The sequence below is a fragment of the Gilliamella sp. wkB108 genome, assembly GCF_001690195.1.
Classification (GTDB): domain Bacteria; phylum Pseudomonadota; class Gammaproteobacteria; order Enterobacterales; family Orbaceae; genus Gilliamella; species Gilliamella apicola_L.
The window spans coordinates 47,732-71,839 of record NZ_LZGM01000021.1; the positions used below are offsets into that span (position 1 = coordinate 47,732).

Below are 24,108 nucleotides of genomic sequence, written 5' to 3' on the forward strand. Positions count from 1 at the left end.
GTTATGGCAATATCCAAAAAAATCACCCTAACCTTAAAAATCCGCTGACAATGCCAGCGGAAACAAGTAAATAATGATTTAGAAATCATAATGTAATTTCGCCCAAACAACTCGACCAGGTTCGGCTATTTGTTGATTTGCCGTATAACCAAAGGTCGCTACACCACCACGGTTCAGGTGTTCAACATAGTATTTATTGAATAAGTTATCAACACCGGCTGATAACCGAAATTGCTTTGTAATAGTGTATTCGCCATTTAGTGAAAAAATGCCGAATCCTTTACTACTAGCAAAATCTTTGCCAATAACATTGCCTTGATCTTTAGCAATACGATGTTGGGAGTTAACCAATCGCCACAAGCCACCAATAGACCAACTATCAGCATGATAATGTAAACCCAATTTCAATTCTAACGGTGGAATTTGTGGTAATGGTTTATGATTATCACGATTTTTAGCCCAAGAATAATTAAGTGCCATATCTGTCATAATATTGGAAGTGATATGATAGTTAACATTCAATTCACTACCCAATGTTCTGGCATCAACATTATTTACATTGTTGAATTTACCTAAAGTAGTATAAAGAATATAGTCATTCACCCAACCAACATAACCTGACAATTGCACATTTAATGTGTCAGTTTTATAAATGACTCCGGCATCGAGTTGTGTTGTTTTTTCTGGATTAAGTTTTTTGAACATCTGCACTTTATTACTGGCACTAAATAATTCCCAATAATCCGGGAAGCGACTAGTATAACCAAGCCCGGTATATACCGTTGCCGCATAATCAGTAAGATCATGCTCATAACGCATAAAACCACCCGGTAATACTTTATGCCGACTCTGATTTAATTGCGTAGCATCAGCACTATAACGATCAACTCGCATACCAGAAATAATGGTATCCACATCAGATAAATAAAGGTTTAACTCACTAAATAACCCATAATTAGAAATTTTAGAATCTTTCTGCCAATTATGAGTAGTTAACATATTTCGCCGAGTTTTGCTTTTGTGGGTATCTTGACGGCCATCTATCCCTAATTGTAATTTGAAGATATCACTTGATTGCCAGGTAGTATTAATCCTTCCGCCAACTGTTTTTCTGGAAGGATTCGATTCCATTTTATGCATACTAACCGGACGTAAATGGAAGTTATCCATCATATGATCGATATAATTATAGTAGACCTGACCTTCAAGCTTAGCTAAAAATTCAGTAATATTAGCTTGTTCAAAGCGCATCCCTAAAGATTCACGTAAAAATCGTGAACCATCCATACCCCGATCGGCATAACTGGCTTTACCATTACCTTTACCTGCGGTCACTTCTAACGCAGTGTCTTTATTGGGAGTAAAACCCAGAGAGATATCTGTATTCCAACGACGCCATTTAGAATGTACTCGATCATTGTTACCATCATGATAATCGTTGGCTTTAGCATGGTTACCAATCAATCTAATATAGCCATCCTCATTACCGAAAGCGCCATCAAAACTCTGATCGAAACGACTATCTGTACCCGCTAACAAATCACCACGCATAAAACCATCAACTTTTGAAAAGTGCAAAATATCCCGTTCAAATAAGATAGTGGCAGCCGATCCCATTGGCCCCCAAATGACAGTTTCAGGGCCTTTTATCACAGTAATTCGATCGTAAGTTTCGGGTGAAATATATGAGGTTGGCGTATCCATTCTACCGCCACAGCCACCTAAAATAGTCCCTCCATTAGTCAAGATATTAAGCCTTGAACCAAACATGCCACGAAAAACAGGATCACCATTAGATCCACCTTTACGCATCAGCGAAAATCCTGGAATCGTTTTTAAATAATCAGCCCCGTCACTAGCTGGTATCGGTTGTCTTGGTTTTTTAGGATCTGTTATTACAATCAGTGGTGCTGATTGTTCAACCATAGTCACAATCATTGTATCTTGTGGTGTTGGATCAATATTCGGATCTTTTTGAGTTTCAGCATAAGCCAAATCACTCAAACTTAACGCAATAAATCCACTTAAATAGATTAATTTCATATTTTTTTTGTCAGTAATCATACCGACTCCTTTTATTTTTAAAGGCAAAAGTCCCACTTCATTAGTCGTTAATAACCATTGAATAAGATTGGCTGGTTATAAAAAGGCGCATAGCACCTTATTCCAACCTTTGTTATTTGGATTAGCTTAACTACTATTGAGCGCAAAAACGTAAATCTACAACTTAAAGCATCCGCTTTGTTATAGCGTATTTACGGTTAATTAATTACTTAAAGAGGCTTAAACCAAAGGCGGTGCGCGGATATGATGACTGTTAAAGCGATACACTTTAACAAATTCAGGCGAATGGTTTTTAACCAACGTGACTGAAATAAAGATTTTTACAATAGGTACATTGACATAAATTAACACCGGTACCTGCATAAATAGTTCACAATAATCACACATGCTTGTCCAACTATCTGGATTAGTTTTATGTTTAGCATGTGGTGATTGATGATTGGTTGAATGCGGCGCTGTCGATGCATCTAAGGTGGTTTGATGACAATGTGGTGTTGATAAATGTTGAGAATTTATCGAACTTGCTATTCTCGAAGCAAACGGAATAAGCGTTAGTAGCAAAATACTAACAATACCAAGATAACCTACTCTATTTATATGCTTCATCAGATTAAGATATCAGTTAGATAACCAGATGATAGTATAGTAGCGTAAAAATAATCAAATTTAAATGATAATCATTATCGTCTTAAATTAAGCAAGGGATTAAAGATGACAAATTACCTTTAATCCTCTATATTATGTGCTTTATTTTGTTAGCCAACCTAACCGTGGTTCGTAACCCATCCCACGTAAAAAAACTAGGAATAGTAGATGTTCAAAATTGCCAAAGAGTTCCAATTTGATGCTTGTCATATGTTAGACGGGCATAATCATAAATGCCATAACTTACATGGTCATACCTACCGATTAATCGTCGAAATTAGTGGAGAGCTGATCTGCAGTGGTTCAAGTGCCGACATGGTCATGGACTATGCTGATTTAAAAACCATCGTCAAACAACATATTATTGATCGGCTTGATCATGCTTATCTATATCATCAAAACAATACAAATGAATGCCATTTAGCCTCACTACTGCAAGAGATGCAGCGCAAAATTTTTGCCTTTCCTTGCCGTACTACCGCTGAAGGTATGAGTAAATATATCTTTGATTGTTTATCGCAATATATACCTGTCTCAAAGATCACTTTATGGGAAACACCAACTTCATACTGTGAGTATCAACGGAGTTAAAAATGAGTGAATTTCGTATTGTGGAAATCTTCGAATCTTTACAAGGCGAAGGTTATAACACGGGTATGCCGGCAATTTTTGTCCGCTTTGCCGGTTGCAATTTAAATTGTACTTGGTGTGATACCAATTTCCGCCAATTTACTCGTTTTACGCTTGACGAACTAATGACCAAAATTCAGGAATATAAAAGTAACAATATTATTATCACCGGTGGTGAGCCAACTATGGTTAAAAATTTATCGTTATTATTGAGACCATTAAAAGCTAAGGGTTATTTCATTGCTATGGAAAGCAATGGCTTAGGTAAAGTTGATCCGCTAATAGACTACCTTGCCATTAGCCCTAAATTTTGCTACCAATCACGTTATCAAAAAAGTCAACAAACCAAAGCAAACGAAGTACGTATTGTCGTTGAAGAGCATGACGATTTTATCCATTTTTGCCACAATATCGAAAAGCACATCCATGCACCGCGTTATTTTCTTTCTCCGTGTGAAAAAAATGGTGAGTTTAATATGCTTAAAACGATCGAGCTTTTAGGGGAAATCAACCATAAGCGAATAGATAACAAATGGCTACTGAGTTTGCAAACGCATAAATTAGCTAATATTGAATAATAAATTGATATCAAGAACGGATCATTATGCTAGTAAAATTATAATTAAATATTAACTTTTAAAAGGTTATTGTTATTATATGACGATAATTATCAATTTTAGTGGAATTGAATATGTTCCGTTTTTTTTCTTGTTTACTACTTCTGTTATTTATTACCTCAGCTAATGCTCAGCTAGCTAACGGTATTGTTTTTGAACATAAAGATTGGATTATTGTCTGCGAAAACACGCTTACTTGCCGCGCAGCGGGTTACAATAACCAAGATATGGGTATTGATGACAATCTCGCTGTTTCAATACTATTAGAACGAAAGGCTGGAGCTAATCAATCATTAGTAGGCTACGTTCAAACGAATATTGATGAAAAAGAAGTACCTAAAAACCAGCCATTTAACTTGTCAATCAACAACAAACAAATAGGATCTTTAGAGAAAGATAAAAATGGCCTATACAAATTGACACAAAAACAAGTTTCATCAATCATTCAAGCCTTAAAAAGTAATAACAGTATTGTTACTTTTCATCAAAATAACCACAAATGGGTGTTATCAAATGCTGGTTTTAATGCGGTCATGTTAAAAATGGATGAAGTGCAAGGTCGCGTTGGCACACTAGGTGCAATTATAAAAACAGGTAAAAAAAATGAATCACAGGTTTACCCGCCAATCCCTGCTCCTGTTATAAAAAAAATAGCAATGAATGAATCAGAACAAAGCAAAGAAATGACACTTGATGAAGTAATAGCGATATTCCCTGAATTTAAAGAGCACTATGAAAGAGCTGAGTGTGAATATTTTGATTTATCAAATGAAATTGAACCTGACCAAATGACTAATAACCCTCATCCGTTTCGACTCATTGAATTGGATAAACATAATGAGTTACTTGAAGCCATCTGTTGGTTAGCTGCATATAATACCGCTAATGCATATTGGGTGATCCCTAAAGCAACCACACCAAATGATAGTAATATACATTTTGTGACTAATATGGGCAGTTACTACAGTGAAGGAAATATACATGCCTCACATAAAGGTCGAGGTCTAGGTGATTGCTGGGAACAGACAAATTGGGTATGGAATGGTAACCAATTTATGCTCTCTGCCGAAAGTACAACTGGATTATGTCGAGGTTTTGCCGGTGGCGCATGGGATCTCCCTTATTTTGTAAGTGAAATAAAATAATTATCGCTTAGTTAACCGAGTTTGACATTTAATTTGACAGATATTAATGATATATCGGCACTTAGCTGTTGAATTCAGCCGTCAAAAAAAATGAAACGGTATAGACTCCTGAATATTTTTTACAATACTGGTATCATTTTATGTACAAACAAATCCTATTGTCACTTCCTTCGCTGTGGAATTTAGCCGTCAAGGAAAAATGAAACGGTATAGACTCCTGAATATTTTTTACAATACAGGCATCATGTTATAGACAAACAAATCCTGATATCGCTCTCTTCGCTGTTGAATTCAGGCGTTAAGAAAAAATAAAACGGTATAGACTCCTGAATATTTTTTACAATACAGGCATCGTTTTATAGACAAACAAATCCTGTTATTACTCTCTTCGCTGTTGAATTCAGGCATTAAGAAAAAATGAAATGGTATAGACTCCTGAATATTTTTTACAAAATAGGCATCATGTTATAGACAAATTCTGTTATTACTCCCTTCGCTGTTGAAATCAGTTTTTATATGATACTTAAACGTATAGTTAACCTGAAACATCTTTACCAATTGCAAATAATGTTTGCTTATTTAATGATTAAATAAATAGTGTAAAAATCGTCGGTATATATTATTTAGATTACTGATTTATATTGTAACTTTACCATAGCCGTAGGTATAATTATTACCGTAAATGTTAACAGGAAGAGTATATGATCCGTTTTGCTTGTTACTTTTTTTTAATTATATTTTCAATTACTGCTTTTGCCATGGAAGATTATTTCAGTTATAAAAACTGGGGGATGGTTTGTGATAATACCTTGACTTGCCGTGCTTATAGTTATATTGATGATGAAAACAGTGCAATCTTCTTAAAACGTTATGCAGGAGCAAATCAACCTATTATTGGATCTGTCTATTTAGAAGATCCCTCAATTTATGAGCAAATTACTTTATCAATTAACGATAAACCTACCGGAATAATCGAACCACAAGATGAACAACCCTATTCACTCACTGAGCAACAAACTCTAGCAATAATTGAAGCAATGAAAAAAAATGATAGCACGGTGACCTTTTATAATAGTCAGCAAACTTGGAATTTATCTGATGAAGGTTTTAATGCTGTTATGTTAAAAATGGATGAGCTGCAAGGTAGAGTTGGCACTATCGGCGCAGTGATAAGATCTGGTTCTAAAGATGAGTCAAATGTCTATCCACCTATATTTTTCCAAATAATTAATAAAAGTCCGGTGATCACTCCAGAACAGAGCCGTAATATAACTTTTAATGAGATAATAACCCTTTTCCCCGAATTCAAAAAACGTTATGAAAATAGCGAGGACGGCATAAATTGTAATGAATATATGCAGTCAAATGATCTTGATATCAGTTTTGAAGAAGGCGATTATCCTTTACCACGACTTATTAAGTTAGATAGCTACTACCATTTACTTGAAGTATTTTGTGTATATGATATGGATTCCCCTAATTTTGCTTACTGGGTGATACCTAATGCTATTAATCCGATTGATAGTAATATTCAACTGGTGACTAAAAAAGGGACATCTTACAAAAACGGTACGATCGACTCAAGCATAATAGAAAATCAAAATAATTGCGCTATTAACCAAACTTGGACATGGTCTAAAAATCAATTTATATTGAGCTTTAGTGGCATAAATCCCCCTTGTAACAGAACAAAAGTCGATCCAGCATGGTATTTAGCTACTTGGGTTACTGCGATTAAATAACAGACATTAATAGGGACTAATTGCAAAGCACATTAAACATTCATTGCTTAACTATCTGATTATTTAAAATAAGCAATCATGATCTGATTTCATAAATTTAAAAGTTGCAACATTTATATCGGAGCTATATATTTGGCGGATAATATTTAATCAGATAATTTTTTTGTGGATGATAAACGGATGCGTTCTTATATTTATCTCTTTTTTATACTATTTTCAGGGCTTGCTTTGGCACAAGATAATACTTTTCAACAAGACGATTTTTTCCAATATAAAGATTGGGCGGTGGCTTGTGATAATACTTTAACCTGTCGTGCTGTTGGCTCTTATGATCAGGGAAAAAACGGTAATGTTTATGCGCGCATGGCATTATTATTAGAACGTAAAGCAGGTGCGAATAAACCGCTTAGTGGCCAAGTTAAAATAGACGATCAGATGCCTGGTGAAACGCTACTTAGCTTAGCAATTAATGATAAATCCCTCGGTCCTTTAAAATGGAAAGAAGACAATCTCTATGAACTTTCAAAATTTCAACTTACTCAATTAATTGAAGCATTGAAAGGCGATAAAAACACTATCTTCTTTTATATGGCTCATAAAAAATGGTTTTTATCCGACGCTGGATTTAATGCCGCTATGTTGAAAATGGATGAAAAGCAAGGTCGGATTGGCACGACTGGTGCCATCATATCATCCGGTGATAAAGATGAATCTCAGGTTTATCGCCCTACATTGATGCCAATAATTAAAGCTGCCACTGATGTTGGTGATAAACCCATCAAAAATGTTACTTTTTCTGAAATCAATAAATTATTCCCTGAATTTAAAAAGCGTTATGCCAATGAAGAAAAGATAAATTGTAATGGTGCAAATAGCTCCAATAATCTCGATAAAGATTTTGCCAATAAAAATCTTCCTTTACCAGAACTCATAACTTTAAATGATGAATACAATTTATTGAAAGTTTTTTGTGATATAGGGCAACCCACTTCAAATTTATATAGTTTCTGGGTTATACCTAATGTCAATACACCCAATGATAACGATATAAAACTGGTAACCAAGACAGCGAATGATTACTATTATGGCATCATTACCTCTGACAATTTACAACAGGTTATATATAACGACCATTCTTTCTTTATCAACATTGCAAAACAATGGATATGGACAGGTGAATCCTTCGTTTTGCAATCTGAAATTGCTCAAAGCTTGCGGGATAATGCCTCTACTTGGTCTTTGCCAATTTTTGTCAGTAAAATCAAAAGCTAGTAGATAACAATGACTAGTATAAAGATAATTTCAATGTAGACTAATTATATTAATCAAGGCAATTTTTTTTAGGGTAATAAGACAATGCGCTTTTATTTTTGTTTATTTTTAATGGTATTTTCAAGTTGTGCCTTAGCTCAAAAAGGCGTATTCAAATATAAAGATTGGGAAATTGTTTGTGACAATACCTTAACTTGTCGAGCTGTTGGTTATAATAATAAGCAACAAGAAAATGATATTTCACTTTTATTGATTCGTCACGCAGGCAAGAATCAATCCTTTTCGGGGTATATTAAACTTAATTATGATGAGCCAGAAGCAATCCCCATTAGTTTGTCAATCAATAATCAATCATTAGGTGATTTATCATGGATAGCAGATGAATATTATTATGAACTTTCACTACAACAAACTGAAAAAATTATCCAAGCGCTAAAGGGTGATAATAATACGGTTTCGTTTAATTCAAACGATAAAAAAAGAGTCTTATCTGATGCTGGTTTTAATGCAGTCATGCTTAAAATGGATGAACAACAAGGAAGAATAGGCACAACCGGTGCGGTAATAAATACCGGCAATCAAGATGAATCAAAAGTTTACTCAGCCAACAAACCACCTGTCATTTATAAAGCTCGTGTTCCTAATCCTGAGCAAAATCAAAACATAACCTTTGAAGAAGCAATCGCACTATTTCCGGAACTTAAGCAACGTTATCTGCATGAAGTTAATTTAGAGCCTGAAGTATTAGAGTCCAATTGTACTGCCTTTGAAGAACTCACTGGTGAAGAGAATGACTATACTATCTTTAGAGATGAATTTCCCTCTCCCCGGCTAATAAAATTAGACGATAACTATCAATTACTTGAAGTACTTTGTGACTTTACCCCTCGTGAAAGTAACTTTGCTTATTGGCTAATTCCTAATGCCATCGAACCAATCGATAGTAATATCAAACTCATCACCAAAATGGGGGATATTTATTTAGATGGTACTATCAATGCTAAACCCTGTGTAGATTTAGGCAGAGGTGGTGACGGATGTATGAACGTAGCTGATTGGATTTGGGATGGCAAACAATTCTCACTCGAGGCAAAAACTGAATTTAGCGGGCAAGAATTTGCCGGAGGTGCATGGTTCTTGCCTGTATTTGTTAGCGAAGTAAAAACAGCGGAGCGCTAAAATAACCAAGATAGTGATAAAACCGTTAATATTTAACGGTTTTAATCAAACCAGATCATTGAAGCCATTCTGCCTGTTTTATTTTCACGTCGGTAAGAATAGAATTTATCTTGTTCAGTAAAAGTACAATAATCACCGCCAAAAATATGAGTAATACCTACAGCAGTTAATCGTTGTTTGGCAATTAAATAGAGATCTGCCAAATATTTTTGCTCTTTCTCATTAATTAATTTAAATGCATTTTTTGCTTCTGGAGCAACTGCTTCAAATTGTTTTTTTACCTCAGCACCAACTTCAAATTTTTTGGCACTAATGGCAGGCCCTAGCCAAACTAAAATGTCACTCACAGGACAGATAAATTTCTTCACCGTCTTTTCTAATATTCCATGACATAACCCTCGCCAACCTGCATGCGCCGATGCAACTTCATCGCCTTTAACAGAACAAAATAACACGGGCATACAATCAGCCGTTAATACGACGCTTACTTGTTTAGCCTGACGTGTATAAGACGCATCAGCATCGAGCATCTGTTTATTATTAACTATACCGATTGGGGTTTGTAACGGGAGCTGAGAAATATCAAGGACAGTCGTACTATGTGTTTGGTTTAGCCAATAGGGTTCACTTGGAATTTGTTGATCTTGGATCAAACGGCTACGATTCTCAGCGACATTATCCAAAATATCCCCTGTTTTACTCCCCATATTTAAACTGTCAAAGGGTGCTAAACTCACTCCCCCCACTCTGGTTGTGGTAAATGCATGAATATTTTTCGGCGCAGACCAATAAGGATAAATTAATTTTATCATAATAATCACCAATCTAACTCATCTTTATGTTGTTCAGTGTCTTCTTGTAATGCTTGAATTAACTTTTGCATATCTTCAGGAATAGGTGCATGCCATTCCATCTGTTCACCAGTTATAGGATGAAATAATCGCAACATAGTTGCATGTAGTGCTTGTCTATCAAAATCACGTAGAGTTTGAATAAAAGACTCACTTGCTCCTTTTGGTGGTCTTGGACGACCGCCATATAGTGGATCACCAACTAAAGGATGAGCAATGTGTGCCATATGAACACGTATTTGATGTGTTCTTCCTGTTTCCAGTCGTAAACGTAATCGGGTGTGTAAGCGATATTTTTCCATTACCCGATAATGTGTCACCGCCGGTTTACCCGTCGGAAATACACTCATATGTGTTCTTTTAGTCGGGTGACGGCTAATCGGTTGATCGACTGTACCGCCTGCGGTGATAATGCCCATAGCCACAGCTTCATATTCGCGGGTAATTTCTCTTAGCTGTAACGATTCAACTAAATGAGTTTGGGCAACAATATTTTTTGCAACAACCATTAAACCAGTCGTATCTTTATCTAACCGATGCACAATGCCGGCTCGTGGTACTTGCGAAATTTTGGGATAATAATGAAGCAATGCATTAAGTACAGTACCATTTGGATTACCTGCTCCGGGATGAACAACTAAATCTCTTGGTTTGTTGATCACCAAAATATCATCATCTTCATAAACAATATCCAGTTTAATATTTTCGGCTTGATGATAAGTTTCTTCTTCTATTTCTGCATTAATGGTTATTTTTTCACCGCCTAACACTTTTTCTTTCGGTTTATTGATAATAATACCGTTGACTAAGACTTTATTATTAATAATCCAATCTTTAATTCGCGATCGTGAATAATCAGGTAAAAGCTGTGATATTGCTTGATCTAATCGCATTCCAAGTAGTGTTTGAGGTATTTCAGTTAATAATTTTAACTCATGCATATGTAATTTATCTATTTGAAGCTGTTTTGTTTTAGAGTATTATATACTAATCATAGCCGTTAATGTTTATTTATATTTTGGATTGAAAACTGAATGAAATTACGTTTACACTCTCTATTAGCTATCTGTTTAAGTGGCATGCTAATTGGCTGCACTTCTTCAAAGCCTGATGTTGAAAATGTATCAGAACTTGAACTTCACTCTAAAGCTCGACAAGAACTTGATAGTGGCAACATAAAGTCCAGTATTACCATTTTAGAGGCTATGGATAAGAATTATCCTTTTGGTCCTTATTCTCAACAAGTACAACTCGATTTGATTTATGCGTATTATAAATCTGGAGATTTACCTCTTGCTGTTGCACAAATCGACCGCTTTTTAAAATTAAACCCAACACATCCTAATATTGATTGGGTTATTTATATGCGTGGTCTATCAAATATGGCGCAAGATAATAACACTATTCAAGGTTGGTTCAATGTTGATCGTTCCGATCGTGATCCTGAATTTGCAACCGCTGCCTTTAAGGATTTTACCTACTTAGTTTCAAGTTTCCCAACCAGCCAATATGTTGCTGATGCGCAAAAACGTCTTGTTTTCTTGAAAAATAGACTCTCTCGTTATCAACTAAAAATAGCACAATTCTATACTAAACGCGGTGCTTATGTGGCTGTGATTAATCGCGTAACGCAAATGCTTTCTTATTTCCCTGATACTGATTCAACTAAACAAGCGCTTTTATTAATGCGTGATGCTTATAATGAGTTGGGATTAGTTGATGAAACACAAAAAGTTGATCAGTTAATTCAAGCTAATCTTGAAAATATGCCTAAAGAAGAACAACGATCTTTCTTATCAAGATTCACCAGCGTATTTAATGGCGGTTAGTTTATTCAACAGCCATTATCTTCACTATTTTAGATCTCTATGGCTATTTAAATTCTTAAATAGCCCTTCTCATTTAAGTCTTGAATTCAGCAGTTACTTTCTGACAAAAACATAACGATATTCTGTTCCATCATAAATATTTAAAACGGTTTCAACTAATATAGAGGGAACTGTCTTGTTCTTAGATTCTAAAGTAAATTGTGTGTCCAAAATTTGTTTATGAAGATATTGGATAAATTGTAAATATTGCTCTTTATCTTTTTTGGATAAAAGTGGGATAGGTCCGTTTACGATTAATATCTCGATACGCTTTTGCTCAAATTCCAAAATAGTAGTTTGGTTAAATCCATAAAGCGGTTTTTTTATTTTGAATATGGTAACCTTTTTTAACGTTTCCCATTGAAACATCTGATTTAGATTTTTATGGTTATCAAAATTAGCACCATTAAAAACTATATCAATAGTTAATTTCTTCCGAAAAACCCTCGCGATGCACATACTAATAATGCAACCTGAGGCAAGACCAACAATAATTGGCACTACAAAAATAACGACATTAAACCAATCTTCTCTTAATGTCTCTGGGGCAAATTGCGTTAGTAAATAGGAAATAATACAAAATGCCACTGTGCATGCAAATAGTATTGTTAAACAAGCTAAAGCTATCAATGATCGCCTTGTTAAATGTCTAAATTCAAAACGTAAATTTTCCATATTTTTCTATTTTAATACCTTAATTTCTCTGAAAAAGGGATTATATTTATAAACTATTGCCATGTCATCTGTATGTTTTTTGTCAACTCGACATATCTCATTTAACTTTAAAATTAGCATTACTGATAAATCACTCTTTTCGATTCATATAACGTTTGTAAAACGTGTCAATAACCAATACAATTAGCAGATTATTTTTATTAGCAATAATAGATAGGACATTAATTCATCATGCAAGAACAATATCGCCCCGATGAAATCGAAGCCACAGTACAGAATCATTGGCTTGAAAATAAGACATTTCACGTTACCGAAGATCCTTCCAAACAAAAATATTACTGTTTATCCATGTTGCCTTATCCTTCCGGGCGTTTGCATCTTGGTCATGTTCGTAACTACACTATCGGCGATACCATTTCGCGTTATCATCGCCTAAATGGGAAAAATGTACTACAACCAATTGGTTGGGATGCATTTGGATTACCCGCAGAAGGCGCAGCGGTAAAACATAATACGGCACCCGCTAAATGGACCTATGAAAATATTGCTTATATGAAAAAGCAATTGCAATTATTAGGTTTTGGTTATGATTGGGATCGTGAAGTGACCACTTGTCGCCCTGAATATTATAAGTGGGAACAATGGTTCTTTACTAAATTGTATGAAAAAGGCTTAGTGTATAAAAAAACCTCAGCAGTTAACTGGTGTCCAAACGATCAAACGGTACTGGCTAATGAGCAAGTGGTTGAAGGTTGTTGTTGGCGTTGTAATACACCTGTTGAGCGTAAAGAGATCCCACAATGGTTTATAAAAATCACTGAGTATGCCGAAGAGTTACTTAATGATTTAGATACACTTGAAAGCTGGCCTGAACAAGTCAAAACCATGCAACGTAACTGGATCGGTCGTTCTGAAGGTGTCGAATTTGATTTTGCCGTTGAAAATTACGCGGATAAATTACGTGTTTACACGACTCGTCCTGACACTTTAATGGGCGTGAGTTTTGTCTCTGTTGCTGCAGAACATCCGTTAGCTCAATTAGCTGCTAAAAACAATCCTCAAATAGCAGAATTTATTGCTGAATGCAAAAATACCAAAACTGCCGAAGCGGATATGGCAACTATGGAAAAGAAAGGAATTGCAACAGGTTTTTACGCAATTCACCCTCTTAGCGGAGATAAAGTTCCTGTCTGGATCGCCAACTTTGTATTGATCGAATATGGTACTGGTGCCGTAATGGCGGTGCCGGGACATGACGAACGTGATTATGAATTTGCCAGCAAATATCAACTACCGATTAAACCGGTTATTTTAAATCAACAAGGTGAAGCGCCAGATTTATCTGAGCAAGCTTATACTGAACACGGTAACTTATTTAATTCAGGTGAATTTGACGGACTTAATTTTGAGCAAGCCTTTAATGCCATTGCAGATAAATTAATCGCTCTCGGAATTGGTGAGCGCAAAGTGAATTATCGCCTACGTGATTGGGGTGTATCACGCCAACGTTATTGGGGAGCGCCAATCCCAATGGTCACATTAGAAGATGGAACAACCATACCAACTCCCGAAGATCAGATCCCGGTTATATTACCAGAAAATGTGGAAATGAATGGTATTACTAGTCCAATTAAAGCCGATCCAAATTGGGCTAAAACGACCATTAACGGTCAACCTGCACTTCGCGAGACCGATACTTTTGATACATTTATGGAGTCATCTTGGTATTATGCTCGTTACACTTGCCCACACTACGATAAAGGGATGTTGGATGAAAAGGCTGCCAATTACTGGTTACCGGTAGATCAGTATGTGGGGGGTATTGAGCATGCTATTATGCATCTACTCTACTTTAGATTCTTTCATAAATTGATGCGTGATTTTGGTTTAGTCTCCTCTGATGAACCAGCCAAACGCTTATTATGTCAAGGTATGGTATTAGCGGATGCATTTTATTATACCAGCCCAACCAATGAACGTATTTGGGTATCACCAACTGAAGTTACTATTGAACGAGATGAAAAAGGTCGCATTGCTAAAGCTGTTGATAGTCATGGCAATGAGTTAGTACATGCTGGCATGACTAAGATGTCAAAATCGAAAAATAATGGTATCGATCCTCAAGAAATGGTAGAAAAATATGGTGCTGATACTGTTCGCTTATTTATGATGTTCGCATCCCCTGCTGATATGACCCTTGAATGGCAAGAATCAGGTGTTGAAGGCGCTAATCGCTTTATTAAACGTGTTTGGCGTTTGGTCTTTGAGCATACTCAAAAAGGTAAAACCAATGCACTTGACCTTGCTCATTTAGACAGTGAACAAACATCGCTTCGTCGTGAATTACATAAAACTATCGCTAAAGTGAGCGATGATATCGGCCGTCGTCAAACGTTTAATACCGCCATTGCCGCAGTAATGGAATTTATGAACCGATTACAAAAAGCACCGCAAGAAACAGAGCAAGATCGTGCATTAATGGATGAAGCCTTAAATGCAATTGTGCGTTTACTTTATCCGATGATCCCTCATGCATGCTTTGTTATGTGGCAAGCATTAGGTCATAAACAAACTATTGATGAGGCAACTTGGCCTATTGCTGATGAGTCGGCAATGGTTGAAGATGAAAAACTCATTGTGGTACAAATCAATGGTAAAGTGCGCGGTAAATTCACAGTACCGGCTAATGCTGACCAAGATTTTGTTGTGAACCAAGCAAAACAAGAAGCAAATATTCAAAAATACTTGAGTGACGTAACTATTCGTAAAATCATTTATGTACCAGGTAAATTATTAAATATTGTTGTTGGTTAATATTGTTGAATAATTAAAGAACAGGTGGTCGTACCCATGAAAAAATATTTAACTTTACTCTTGTTATTAGCAATATCACTAACAGGTTGCGGGTTTCATTTACAACATAATACCGAAGTACCTGAGCGATTTAAAACAATGTCTTATATGAGCTACGATCCATATGGACGTTTATCGCGTGATATCAAAGAAATATTAAGCGATAATCACGTTAAATTAGCTAATGAAGATACTTCTGGAAAATATCCATCATTAAGAATTACCGGAGATCATTTAGACCGTAACACTATTTCGATTTATCAAGATGGTAAAGCGGCTGAATATCAACTGGTATTGACTGTTTCAGCACAAGTGGTAATTGCCGGGCAACAAATCTATCCAATTAATGTACGAGTATTTCGTACATTCTTTGATAACCCATCTAAAGCATTAGCCAAAACAGCAGAACAGAATTTAATTGAAGATGAAATGTATGAAGAAGCCGCTAAACAAATTATCGGTAAATTAAAATCGGTTGATACTGTAAATTAAATTTTCCATGATAAGAATCAATGCAGATCAAATTACCAATAAATCAGGATCGTCCTATTATTTATTAATAGGCAACGATCCTTATTTACAACATTACGTAAAAACGCAGTTACAAAACGCTTTCAAACAGGCAGGATTTAATGAGCAACTTACCTTTACCATAGATAATCAAACTGATTGGACTGCAATTTATGACAGTTGTCAGGAAATGAATCTATTTTCGACAAGTACGCTTATATTTTTAGATTTTGGTGAAGGCGCTATCAATGCCACAATTACAGCTAAACTTAACTCATTAAGTGAAGTTTTATCACCTGATATCGCATTAATTATCAGTTTGAACAAAATAACTAAAGCGCAAGAGAATTCGACTTGGTATAAAACCCTCTCGGATAAATTAGTTATCGTAAATTGTACTACGCCAGATACACAACAATTACCGCAATGGGTTAAAAATTATTTACAACAACAAAAAATAACCATTGAACCGCAAGCAATAGAACTACTTTGCTATTATTATGAAGGTAATTTACTTGCATTAACGCAAATTATCGAACAGCTAAAACTTCTCTATCCTGACGCTAAGCTTACCTATGACCAAGTAGAGAGCAATATTAACGATTCGGCTGTGTTTACGCCTTATCATTGGATTGACGCAATGCTGGCACATAAAACCAAACGAGCAATCCATATTTTGCAACAGCTCAAAATGAATGAATTTGAACCCTTAATTTTATTACGTATCGTTCAGCGCGAATTAATTTTATTAATTAACTTAAAAAAAGCCTTACAACAAAAATCATTTAAACAGGTTTTTGATCAATACAAAGTCTGGCAGAACAAACGAACGATTTACACTAATTATCTTAATCGTTTTGCTATTGAAGATTTATATATTACACTGGCCAAATTAACTGAAATGGAAATTGGTTTAAAACATGATAACCAGTTACAAATTTGGGATACTTTATCCTCATTTACAATGCAATTTATGGGATTGAACAAATGTTAACAGCGTTATTTGGCGGTACATTCGATCCTATTCATTATGGTCATCTGCGTCCAGCCATTGCATTAATCAAAGAAGTAGGATTAACTCAAATTAGTTTGTTACCTAACAATATTCCGCCCCACAAGCCTCAACCTGAGGCTACAACAGCACAACGCTTAGCAATGTTGAACTTAGCTATTGAAGATATGCCACTGTTTTCAATTGATACCAGAGAGATTTCGCAAGGTAATTTAACACGCCCTTCGTATACCATAAATACCTTACAAAAATGGCGAAGTGAAAATGGTGATCGCGCAGGACTTGCTTTTATCATGGGGCAAGATTCACTACTTAGTTTACCAACTTGGAATAATTGGAAAACGCTTTTAGATTATTGTCATTTGATTATTTGCCGTCGTCCCGGCTATGCTGAAAAAACCGATAATGTTGAGTTACAGTCATGGATTAACGCTCATCAAACCAAAAATAGTCTAGATTTACATCATTCCCCTAACGGCTATATCTATTTTGCACATACGCCCCTTGAAGATATATCAGCAACAGAAATCAGGAAAAATATCAATAATCAACAAAGCTGTAACAATTTATTACCGCCTAAAGTATGGCAGTATATTCATGCACAAGGACTCTATAGTGCAAAGAAAAGTTAGAAAGGACTTTACATCTGACACTTTTTTCGGCATTATTTCGCCGCTGTATTTAGATATTCTAAATCCAGTTAATCTGTGTTTATACTCAATATCAACAAATCATTTGGTGAGACCCAAAATGGATATTTGAAAAAGCAGCAAAATATTGCCTTTTTCTCGTCAAAATTAAAACGGACATACTTTTACCGATTTGAGTATATTTAATTTGTATTTATTATTAAGAGGCCCCAATGGCAAAAGAAGATAACATTGAAATGCAAGGTACAATACTTGATACACTTCCCAACACGATGTTTCGTGTTGAACTTGAAAATGGTCATGTCGTCACTGCACATATTTCTGGCAAGATGCGAAAAAACTATATTCGTATTTTAACTGGCGATAAAGTCACTGTAGAAATGACACCATACGATCTATCAAAAGCACGTATCATCTTCCGTAGTCGCTAATATCGTTATCAATCTCATTGATTTTATAATCGCTAACCCTATAGCTGGTTATTTCTCTTTGTTAATAAAACACCGTCGGCCAATGTCGACGGTGAGAGTATTAATATCACTTCATTCTTGAAAAATCCATATCACGATATTTAACCCATTTGGTTTTTTTCACAATTTTATAGCCAAACATGATAACAAAGAATAATGGTAAACCAATATAAGTAGCAATTACACCATTCCAATCAATAGTATCTTGTAAAAATGCCTCATAATTTTGTCCTAATGTAATTGTTAAACATAAGACAAAGGCAAATATAGGGCCAAAAGGGAAACAGCTAGAACGATAAGGTAACTTGCTGACATCATTTCCTTGAGCAATATAGCCCTTTCGGAAACGATAATGACTTATGGCAATACCAAGCCAAGCAATAAATCCTGTCATACCTGACATATTAAGAAGCCACAAATAGACCTGCTGATCTTTAAACATTGAAGTTAAAAAGCAAAGCATGGCAACAAAGGTTGTGGCAACAAGCGCGATGCGAGGCACACCTGATGAGGACAGTTGCGCAAAAATCTTAGGGGCTTTACCTTCTCTTGCTAGCGCATATAACATTCGTGTTGATGCATATAATCCGGAATTTCCAGCCGATAAAACCGATGTCAAAATAACGGCATTCATAATTGCCGCTGCAGATAAAAGTCCAGCATGTTGGAAAACTAAAGTGAATGGACTCACACTAATATCGCTTTCATCATTACGTAATAAATTTGGATCTGTATATGGGATAATTAAACTAATTACTAAGATAGCAAAAATGTAAAACAGTAAAATCCGCCAGAATACTTGTCGCATCGCTTTAGGAATATTTTTTTCCGGATCTCTGGATTCGCCAGCAGCAATACCGATTAACTCAGTGCCTTGAAATGAAAAGCCAACAACCATTGCCACACCAATCATTGATGCAAATCCACCGACAAACGGGGCTTCACCAATTTGCCAATTTTGCCAACCTGCACTTTCGCCGCCACGTAAAATGCCAATTATCATTAACAAACCAACCGCAATAAAGATGACCACTGTCACCACTTTAATCAATGAAAACCAAAATTCAGCTTCACCAAAACCTTTCACGGAAATATAGTTCAATCCAAAAATAATAGTTAAGAATAACAAGCTCCATAGCCAACTATAGCTCCCGGCATCAAACCAATAGGAAATAACTAATTGTGCGGCGACCAAATCGACAGCAACTGTAATCGCCCAGTTATACCAATAGTTCCAACCAATCGCAAAACCGAACGCTTCATCGACATAACGTGCGCCATAAGTTGCAAAAGTACCAGAAACCGGTAAATAAGCCGCGAGTTCCCCTAAGCTGGTCATTAAAAAGTAGACCATAATACCGATAATGGCATATGAAAGTAATGCACCTCCGGGACCCGCTTGGGCAACCGTTGCTCCTGATGCAACAAATAGCCCTGTACCAATTGAGCCACCAATAGCGATCATCGTTAGATGGCGTGCTTTTAAATCACGTTTTAATTTATTTTTCATAACAATATTCTTCTTTTTTAAAGAGAGTAAATTAAATGGAGTACTAATCAGTCACCTACAACACACGTTTATCATGTTGAAAAATGACTAAAATTTATCTTAATTATTATTGATATAGATCATTGAATAATAAAATGCGTTGAAGTGTATCAAAAAAAAAACCGCGCGAGATAAATAATTTTAATAATCCATTTAGTTTGTTAAATTTAAGCAATACTTACTCGCTAGTTAACTGTTCTAATTGAGTTAAATAATATAGGGCTTGCTGTCGATTATCACCACACATCTCATGACAGGGTTTTAATCGTCCACAAACTAATGGTCTGGAGGGGTGAGCAAAGAGTTGACATTGCAAATTAGCATTTAAATGTATACAAGCAACACCTGCTGGCTTACCGTTTGGCATGCCTGGAATGGCTGAAGAAATAGAAGGAGCAATACAACAGGCACCACAATTAGCTCGACATTGAAACGCCTCTACCATATATTTCCCTTAAATTTTATGACTTATCGATAAATTAGTGGTGACAATAGCAAGTTAGCGGTAAAATAGCGAGCTAATTTTTAACTCTGTTTTATAATCACGAAGAAACAATATTATGGCTAAAGCAAATGAAATCAAACGTGGCGATGCGGTCACATATAATGGCAAATTACTCCTAGTTAAAGATATCGATGTACAAAGTCCAAGTGCGCGCGGTGCAAGTACTCTTTACAAAATGCGTTTTACCGATGTTAAAACTGGCGGTAAAGTTGAAGAAAGATTCAAAGGTGATGATATCATCGAAACAATTGAACTATTTCGTCGCCCGGTTAGCTTTTCTTATATTGACGGTGATGAATATGTATTTATGGATAATGAAGATTACACACCTTTTATCTTTAAAAAAGAACAAATTGAAGAGGAATTACTATTTATTCCTGAGGGTGGAATGGAAGGCATTCAAGTATTGATGGCTGACGGTGAAGTTATCGCACTAGAGTTACCTCAAACCGTTGAGCTTGACATTATAGAAACCTCACCGAGTATTAAAGGTGCTTCAGCAAGTGCCAGAACTAAACCGGCTACATTATCAACAGGCCTTGTTATTCAAGTTCCTGAATATATTGATAACAACGAAAAAGTCAAAATTCATATCGCTGAACGCCGTTATATGGGCCGTGCTGAGTAACCAATTAAATAGTGATGAATACTTATAATCAAAACAAATTACATAAAAGATTGCGTCGCCTAACCGGTGAAGCAATCGCTGATTTTAATATGATCGAACAAGGCGATCGTATTATGGTTTGCTTATCAGGTGGTAAAGACAGTTATACGCTACTTGATATTCTGATTAACTTAAAAATGAGTGCGCCGGTTGATTTCGAATTGGTTGCGGTTAATTTAGATCAAAAACAACCGGGATTCCCTGAACATGTGCTACCTGAGTATTTAAACTCACTTGGCATTGAGTATAAAATTGTGCAAGAGAATACTTATGGTATTGTCAAAGAGAAGATACCAGAAGGTAAAACCACCTGTTCACTTTGTTCCCGATTACGACGTGGCATTTTATACCGTACTGCCACAGAAATTGGCGCAACCAAGATTGCACTTGGACATCACCGTGATGATATTTTAGAAACACTTTTCTTAAATATGTTTTATGGTGGTAAACTCAAAGCAATGCCACCTAAACTGATGAATGATTCGGGTGAACATATCATTATCCGTCCATTGGCTTACTGCAAAGAGAAAGACATTGCGAAATATGCCGAATTTAAACAGTTCCCAATTATTCCCTGCAACTTGTGTGGTTCACAGCCTAACTTACAACGTCAAGTGATTAAAGAGATGTTAAATAGCTGGGATAAAAAATTCCCGGGACGCATCGAAACCATGTTCCGCGCTACGCAAAATATCACTTTATCTCACCTTTGTGATACAAGCTTGTATGATTTTAAGGGAATTAAAAAAGGGGATCGTGATGTTAATGGTGGTGATACTGCATTTGATTATGAAGAGTTTACCCCAATAGCCGGTTTTGATGCATCTGAACTCGAAGATCAAAATATGATCTTATGGAAAGAGGCCAAATAGCCATACATCAAATCTGATTCACTAATTATAACTCTCGTCGAATTGCTCGGCGAAAGTTATATTGCTCAACTCTTCTCTATTCGTCTCATAGCCACTCATTTCTGACTTAACTTAATCTCATTTTTTGATCTAGCTCACGTATCTATAAAAAAAGACCTTATTTTTATTGTGCATTTTTTCACACTAAAATAAAATTGAAACGTTCCAATTTTCAATAATGGCCCTAAGTTAAGAAAAGACTTTTACTAACAATAGGAGAATAAAGTGAAACTACATTTTCTAGGCACCGCAGCCTCTGAAGGTATCCCAAATCCTTTTTGTAAATGCGAAATCTGTGAAAAAACACGAATCGAAAAAGGTAAAAATATTAGAACAAGAAGTTCCGTTGTTATCGATGATATTATGCAAATTGATGTTGCACCTGAATTTAGTTATCAAGTAATGAAAGAAAATATCGATGTCACCAAAATTAAAGATCTGCTTTTTACGCATACTCATCCCGATCATTTCAATGTTGGTGATCTGTTTAGCCGAATGGTAGATTATGGATTTAATATTACTCATCCTTTGTATATTTATGGTAATGACTTAGCCATTAATGGTTGTTTAAATGTTTTGCCTGATTATAGCCCGGAAAGATTTGTTATTAATTTAATCGTTCCTTATCAAACTATTACTTCATCAGCTGATTACACCATTACCCCACTGCTTTCCAATCATGCAAAATGGGAATTTTGTTTTATCTACCTAATTGAAAAGGCAGGTAAAACCATATTATATGGTCATGATTCAGGTTATTTCCCTGAATTAACATGGCAATGGTTAAAAAATAGTGGTAAACAAATCGATCTCGCTGTGTTTGAGTGTACTTATGGTTATAAACAAAATGATCGTACCAATAATCATATGAGTATTGAAACCGTGATTGCGGCACAAAAACGCATGATAGAGGAAGGTATCTTTCATGATGCTACTCAGCTTATTACCTCTCATCATTCACATAGTAGTGGTTTTATGTACGACGAACTATGTGAAATATTTAAACCCCATGATATTCAAGTCGCTTATGACGGATTAATTAAAATCATTTAATAATGGAGTTATCTATGCTAAAAATACCACGTTTATTGGTTATGATGTTTTTGCAATATTTTGTGCAAGGTGCATGGAATATGGTTATTGGTGCAGTACTTGCTGCATATGGTTTAAAAGAAATCGTTGGCTCTACTTATTCTGTTCTAGGTTTAGCTACCATTATTTCCCCTCTTTTTATTGGTATGATAGCCGATAGATTCATTGCTTCGCAAAAGGTAATGGGTATTTTGCATATCCTTAACGCAATTGCGCTTTTTACAATTCCTACTTTTGTCGAAAATGGTAATGTTATTGGCTTTTTAATTATAATTTTTATCGTAGGTTTACTCTATTACCCTACCACAGCTTTAGCCAACAGTATCAGTTTTAGACATATTGACGGTGTGCGTTGGTTCCCGATTGTTCGCGTATTTGGTACTATTGGATTTATGGTTGTGGGTCTTATTCTCGGTTATACCAAGTTTTCTACTTCAATTAACTCTTTTTTACTTGCTTCAGGCGCGTCGGTTGTTTTCGGTATTTATTGCTTTACCCTTCCCAATACGCCACCAGTGGCTAAAGGTACAAAATTCTCCATTCGTGATGTACTTTGTTTAGATGCGTTATCTCTTTTTAAAAATAAATACTTCACTATCTTTATGCTTTCTACCTTTGTTCTGATGATAACTAAAACTGCATATAGTGCCTATATTCCAGTTTATCTACCGGTATTAGGATTAGAGCCAGCATCAATGATGCAAATAGCCATTGCGGCAGAAGTGCTGTTTATGTTCTTACTATCACTACTTCTTAGCCGATTTGGTTTTAAAAAGATCATCCTATTTGGTGCCATTTGTTGGGTCATTCGTAGCTTAATGTTGTCACAAGCTGCTGTGTCTGAGAATTATATGTTTTATATTCTTGGCACCTTGCTGTTACAAGGTATTTGTTGGGACTTTTTCTTTACTGCTGGTGATATTTATGTCGATAAAAAGGCTGGACCAAAAATTAAAGCACAAGCCCAAGGATTACGTTTTATTGTTTCTAATGGTTTCGGTGTCTTTATGGCCGCTTCTATATGTGGCATGATAAACAACCGCGTGGTAACAGAAAAAACCTTACCAGCTGCAGCGCCACAATGGCAAGAATTTTGGATCTATCCAGCTGTAGTTGCTGCGGTAGTTGCTGTTGGTTTTTGGATCTTCTTTAAAGATAAAGATGTGATTATGGAAAAAAAACAAAAAGCTTAATTGAACAA

General features: G+C 35.7%; 22 protein-coding genes, 1 pseudogene and 1 riboswitch. Of the genes and pseudogenes, 16 read left to right on the forward strand and 7 right to left on the reverse strand.

What is annotated here, in order from left to right; genetic code table 11:
• Positions 1-78 precede the first annotated feature (78 nt).
• Together A9G11_RS03065 and A9G11_RS03070 are read right to left on the reverse strand one after the other, a co-directional pair.
• On the reverse strand, positions 79-2,064 hold the full coding sequence (locus tag A9G11_RS03065; protein WP_218056024.1) for a TonB-dependent copper receptor: 1,986 nt from the start codon (positions 2,062-2,064) through the stop codon (positions 79-81).
• A 219-nt stretch (positions 2,065-2,283) separates the two neighbouring features.
• The gene (locus tag A9G11_RS03070) at positions 2,284-2,670 is read right to left on the reverse strand and encodes a DUF2946 domain-containing protein (RefSeq protein ID WP_065618068.1); all 387 of its coding nucleotides are present in this window, start codon (positions 2,668-2,670) and stop codon (positions 2,284-2,286) included.
• Positions 2,671-2,828: 158 nt separating this feature from the next.
• Positions 2,829-2,874: riboswitch (PreQ1 riboswitch) on the forward strand.
• 3 nt (positions 2,875-2,877) lie between these two features.
• Between A9G11_RS03070 and queD the strand changes: the two genes are divergently transcribed.
• From queD to A9G11_RS03100, 6 genes are all read left to right on the forward strand, one after another.
• Positions 2,878-3,300 carry a 6-carboxytetrahydropterin synthase QueD gene (queD, locus tag A9G11_RS03075; protein WP_065618069.1) on the forward strand — a complete coding sequence of 141 codons (423 nt, stop codon included), beginning with the start codon at positions 2,878-2,880 and terminating at the stop codon, positions 3,298-3,300.
• Between the two features lie 2 nt (positions 3,301-3,302).
• Positions 3,303-3,917: a 7-carboxy-7-deazaguanine synthase QueE gene (locus A9G11_RS03080; RefSeq protein WP_065618070.1), complete on the forward strand. Its 615-nt coding sequence runs from the start codon at positions 3,303-3,305 to the stop codon at positions 3,915-3,917.
• A gap of 113 nt (positions 3,918-4,030) precedes the next feature.
• Complete coding sequence (locus A9G11_RS03085) at positions 4,031-5,101, forward strand: DUF1176 domain-containing protein (RefSeq protein ID WP_065618071.1); 1,071 nt, start codon at positions 4,031-4,033, stop codon at positions 5,099-5,101.
• Positions 5,102-5,802: 701 nt separating this feature from the next.
• Positions 5,803-6,843, forward strand: coding sequence for a DUF1176 domain-containing protein (locus tag A9G11_RS03090; protein ID WP_065618072.1), 1,041 nt, complete (start codon positions 5,803-5,805; stop codon positions 6,841-6,843).
• Positions 6,844-7,023: 180 nt separating this feature from the next.
• A complete protein-coding gene (locus A9G11_RS03095) occupies positions 7,024-8,115 on the forward strand; it encodes a DUF1176 domain-containing protein (protein WP_065618073.1) in 1,092 nt (363 codons plus the stop codon).
• 84 nt (positions 8,116-8,199) lie between these two features.
• Entirely contained in the window at positions 8,200-9,294 is a 1,095-nt protein-coding gene (locus A9G11_RS03100) for a DUF1176 domain-containing protein (RefSeq protein WP_065618074.1), read from the forward strand.
• Between the two features lie 41 nt (positions 9,295-9,335).
• On the opposite strand, the gene pgeF is transcribed toward A9G11_RS03100, so the two are convergent.
• Together pgeF and rluD are read right to left on the reverse strand one after the other, a co-directional pair.
• Positions 9,336-10,103 (reverse strand): peptidoglycan editing factor PgeF, encoded by a 768-nt coding sequence (gene pgeF / locus A9G11_RS03105; RefSeq protein WP_176701228.1) that lies wholly within the window; start codon positions 10,101-10,103, stop codon positions 9,336-9,338.
• An 8-nt stretch (positions 10,104-10,111) separates the two neighbouring features.
• On the reverse strand, positions 10,112-11,086 hold the full coding sequence (gene rluD / locus A9G11_RS03110) for a 23S rRNA pseudouridine(1911/1915/1917) synthase RluD (protein WP_065618076.1): 975 nt from the start codon (positions 11,084-11,086) through the stop codon (positions 10,112-10,114).
• A 93-nt stretch (positions 11,087-11,179) separates the two neighbouring features.
• On the opposite strand from rluD, the pseudogene bamD reads away from it, so the two are divergent.
• Positions 11,180-11,911, forward strand: a pseudogene (bamD, locus tag A9G11_RS03115) (outer membrane protein assembly factor BamD); the annotation flags it as partial.
• 156 nt (positions 11,912-12,067) lie between these two features.
• Here bamD and A9G11_RS03120 read toward each other — a convergent pair.
• Positions 12,068-12,688 (reverse strand): hypothetical protein, encoded by a 621-nt coding sequence (locus tag A9G11_RS03120; RefSeq protein ID WP_065618078.1) that lies wholly within the window; start codon positions 12,686-12,688, stop codon positions 12,068-12,070.
• A 231-nt stretch (positions 12,689-12,919) separates the two neighbouring features.
• Between A9G11_RS03120 and leuS the strand changes: the two genes are divergently transcribed.
• From leuS to infA, 5 genes are all read left to right on the forward strand, one after another.
• Positions 12,920-15,502 carry a leucine--tRNA ligase gene (gene leuS, locus A9G11_RS03125; RefSeq protein ID WP_065618079.1) on the forward strand — a complete coding sequence of 861 codons (2,583 nt, stop codon included), beginning with the start codon at positions 12,920-12,922 and terminating at the stop codon, positions 15,500-15,502.
• A 36-nt stretch (positions 15,503-15,538) separates the two neighbouring features.
• Positions 15,539-16,033, forward strand: a complete 495-nt coding sequence (gene lptE / locus A9G11_RS03130) for an LPS assembly lipoprotein LptE (RefSeq protein WP_065618080.1) — start codon at positions 15,539-15,541, stop codon at positions 16,031-16,033.
• A gap of 7 nt (positions 16,034-16,040) precedes the next feature.
• A complete protein-coding gene (gene holA, locus A9G11_RS03135; RefSeq protein WP_065618081.1) occupies positions 16,041-17,045 on the forward strand; it encodes a DNA polymerase III subunit delta in 1,005 nt (334 codons plus the stop codon).
• Positions 17,039-17,695: a nicotinate-nucleotide adenylyltransferase gene (nadD, locus tag A9G11_RS03140; RefSeq protein WP_065618082.1), complete on the forward strand. Its 657-nt coding sequence runs from the start codon at positions 17,039-17,041 to the stop codon at positions 17,693-17,695. The genes holA and nadD overlap by 7 nt, the downstream gene beginning before the upstream one ends.
• Positions 17,696-17,925: 230 nt before the next feature.
• Positions 17,926-18,144, forward strand: a complete 219-nt coding sequence (gene infA, locus A9G11_RS03145; protein ID WP_025315083.1) for a translation initiation factor IF-1 — start codon at positions 17,926-17,928, stop codon at positions 18,142-18,144.
• A 106-nt stretch (positions 18,145-18,250) separates the two neighbouring features.
• Here the strand turns inward: infA and A9G11_RS03150 are convergent, their stop codons facing one another.
• Positions 18,251-19,699: an amino acid permease gene (locus tag A9G11_RS03150; RefSeq protein ID WP_255308519.1), complete on the reverse strand. Its 1,449-nt coding sequence runs from the start codon at positions 19,697-19,699 to the stop codon at positions 18,251-18,253.
• A gap of 211 nt (positions 19,700-19,910) precedes the next feature.
• Entirely contained in the window at positions 19,911-20,177 is a 267-nt protein-coding gene (locus tag A9G11_RS03155; protein WP_065618084.1) for a YkgJ family cysteine cluster protein, read from the reverse strand.
• A 115-nt stretch (positions 20,178-20,292) separates the two neighbouring features.
• Here A9G11_RS03155 and yeiP point away from each other — a divergent pair, with 115 nt between their 5' ends.
• The 4 genes from yeiP (at position 20,293) to A9G11_RS03175 (ending at position 24,100) form a co-directional block, all read left to right on the forward strand.
• Positions 20,293-20,865 carry an elongation factor P-like protein YeiP gene (gene yeiP, locus A9G11_RS03160; protein WP_065618085.1) on the forward strand — a complete coding sequence of 191 codons (573 nt, stop codon included), beginning with the start codon at positions 20,293-20,295 and terminating at the stop codon, positions 20,863-20,865.
• A gap of 14 nt (positions 20,866-20,879) precedes the next feature.
• Positions 20,880-21,776, forward strand: a complete 897-nt coding sequence (ttcA, locus tag A9G11_RS03165; protein ID WP_065618086.1) for a tRNA 2-thiocytidine(32) synthetase TtcA — start codon at positions 20,880-20,882, stop codon at positions 21,774-21,776.
• A 264-nt stretch (positions 21,777-22,040) separates the two neighbouring features.
• Positions 22,041-22,868 carry an MBL fold metallo-hydrolase gene (locus A9G11_RS03170; protein ID WP_065618087.1) on the forward strand — a complete coding sequence of 276 codons (828 nt, stop codon included), beginning with the start codon at positions 22,041-22,043 and terminating at the stop codon, positions 22,866-22,868.
• Positions 22,869-22,882: 14 nt separating this feature from the next.
• Positions 22,883-24,100, forward strand: a complete 1,218-nt coding sequence (locus tag A9G11_RS03175; RefSeq protein WP_065618088.1) for an MFS transporter — start codon at positions 22,883-22,885, stop codon at positions 24,098-24,100.
• Positions 24,101-24,108 lie beyond the last annotated feature (8 nt).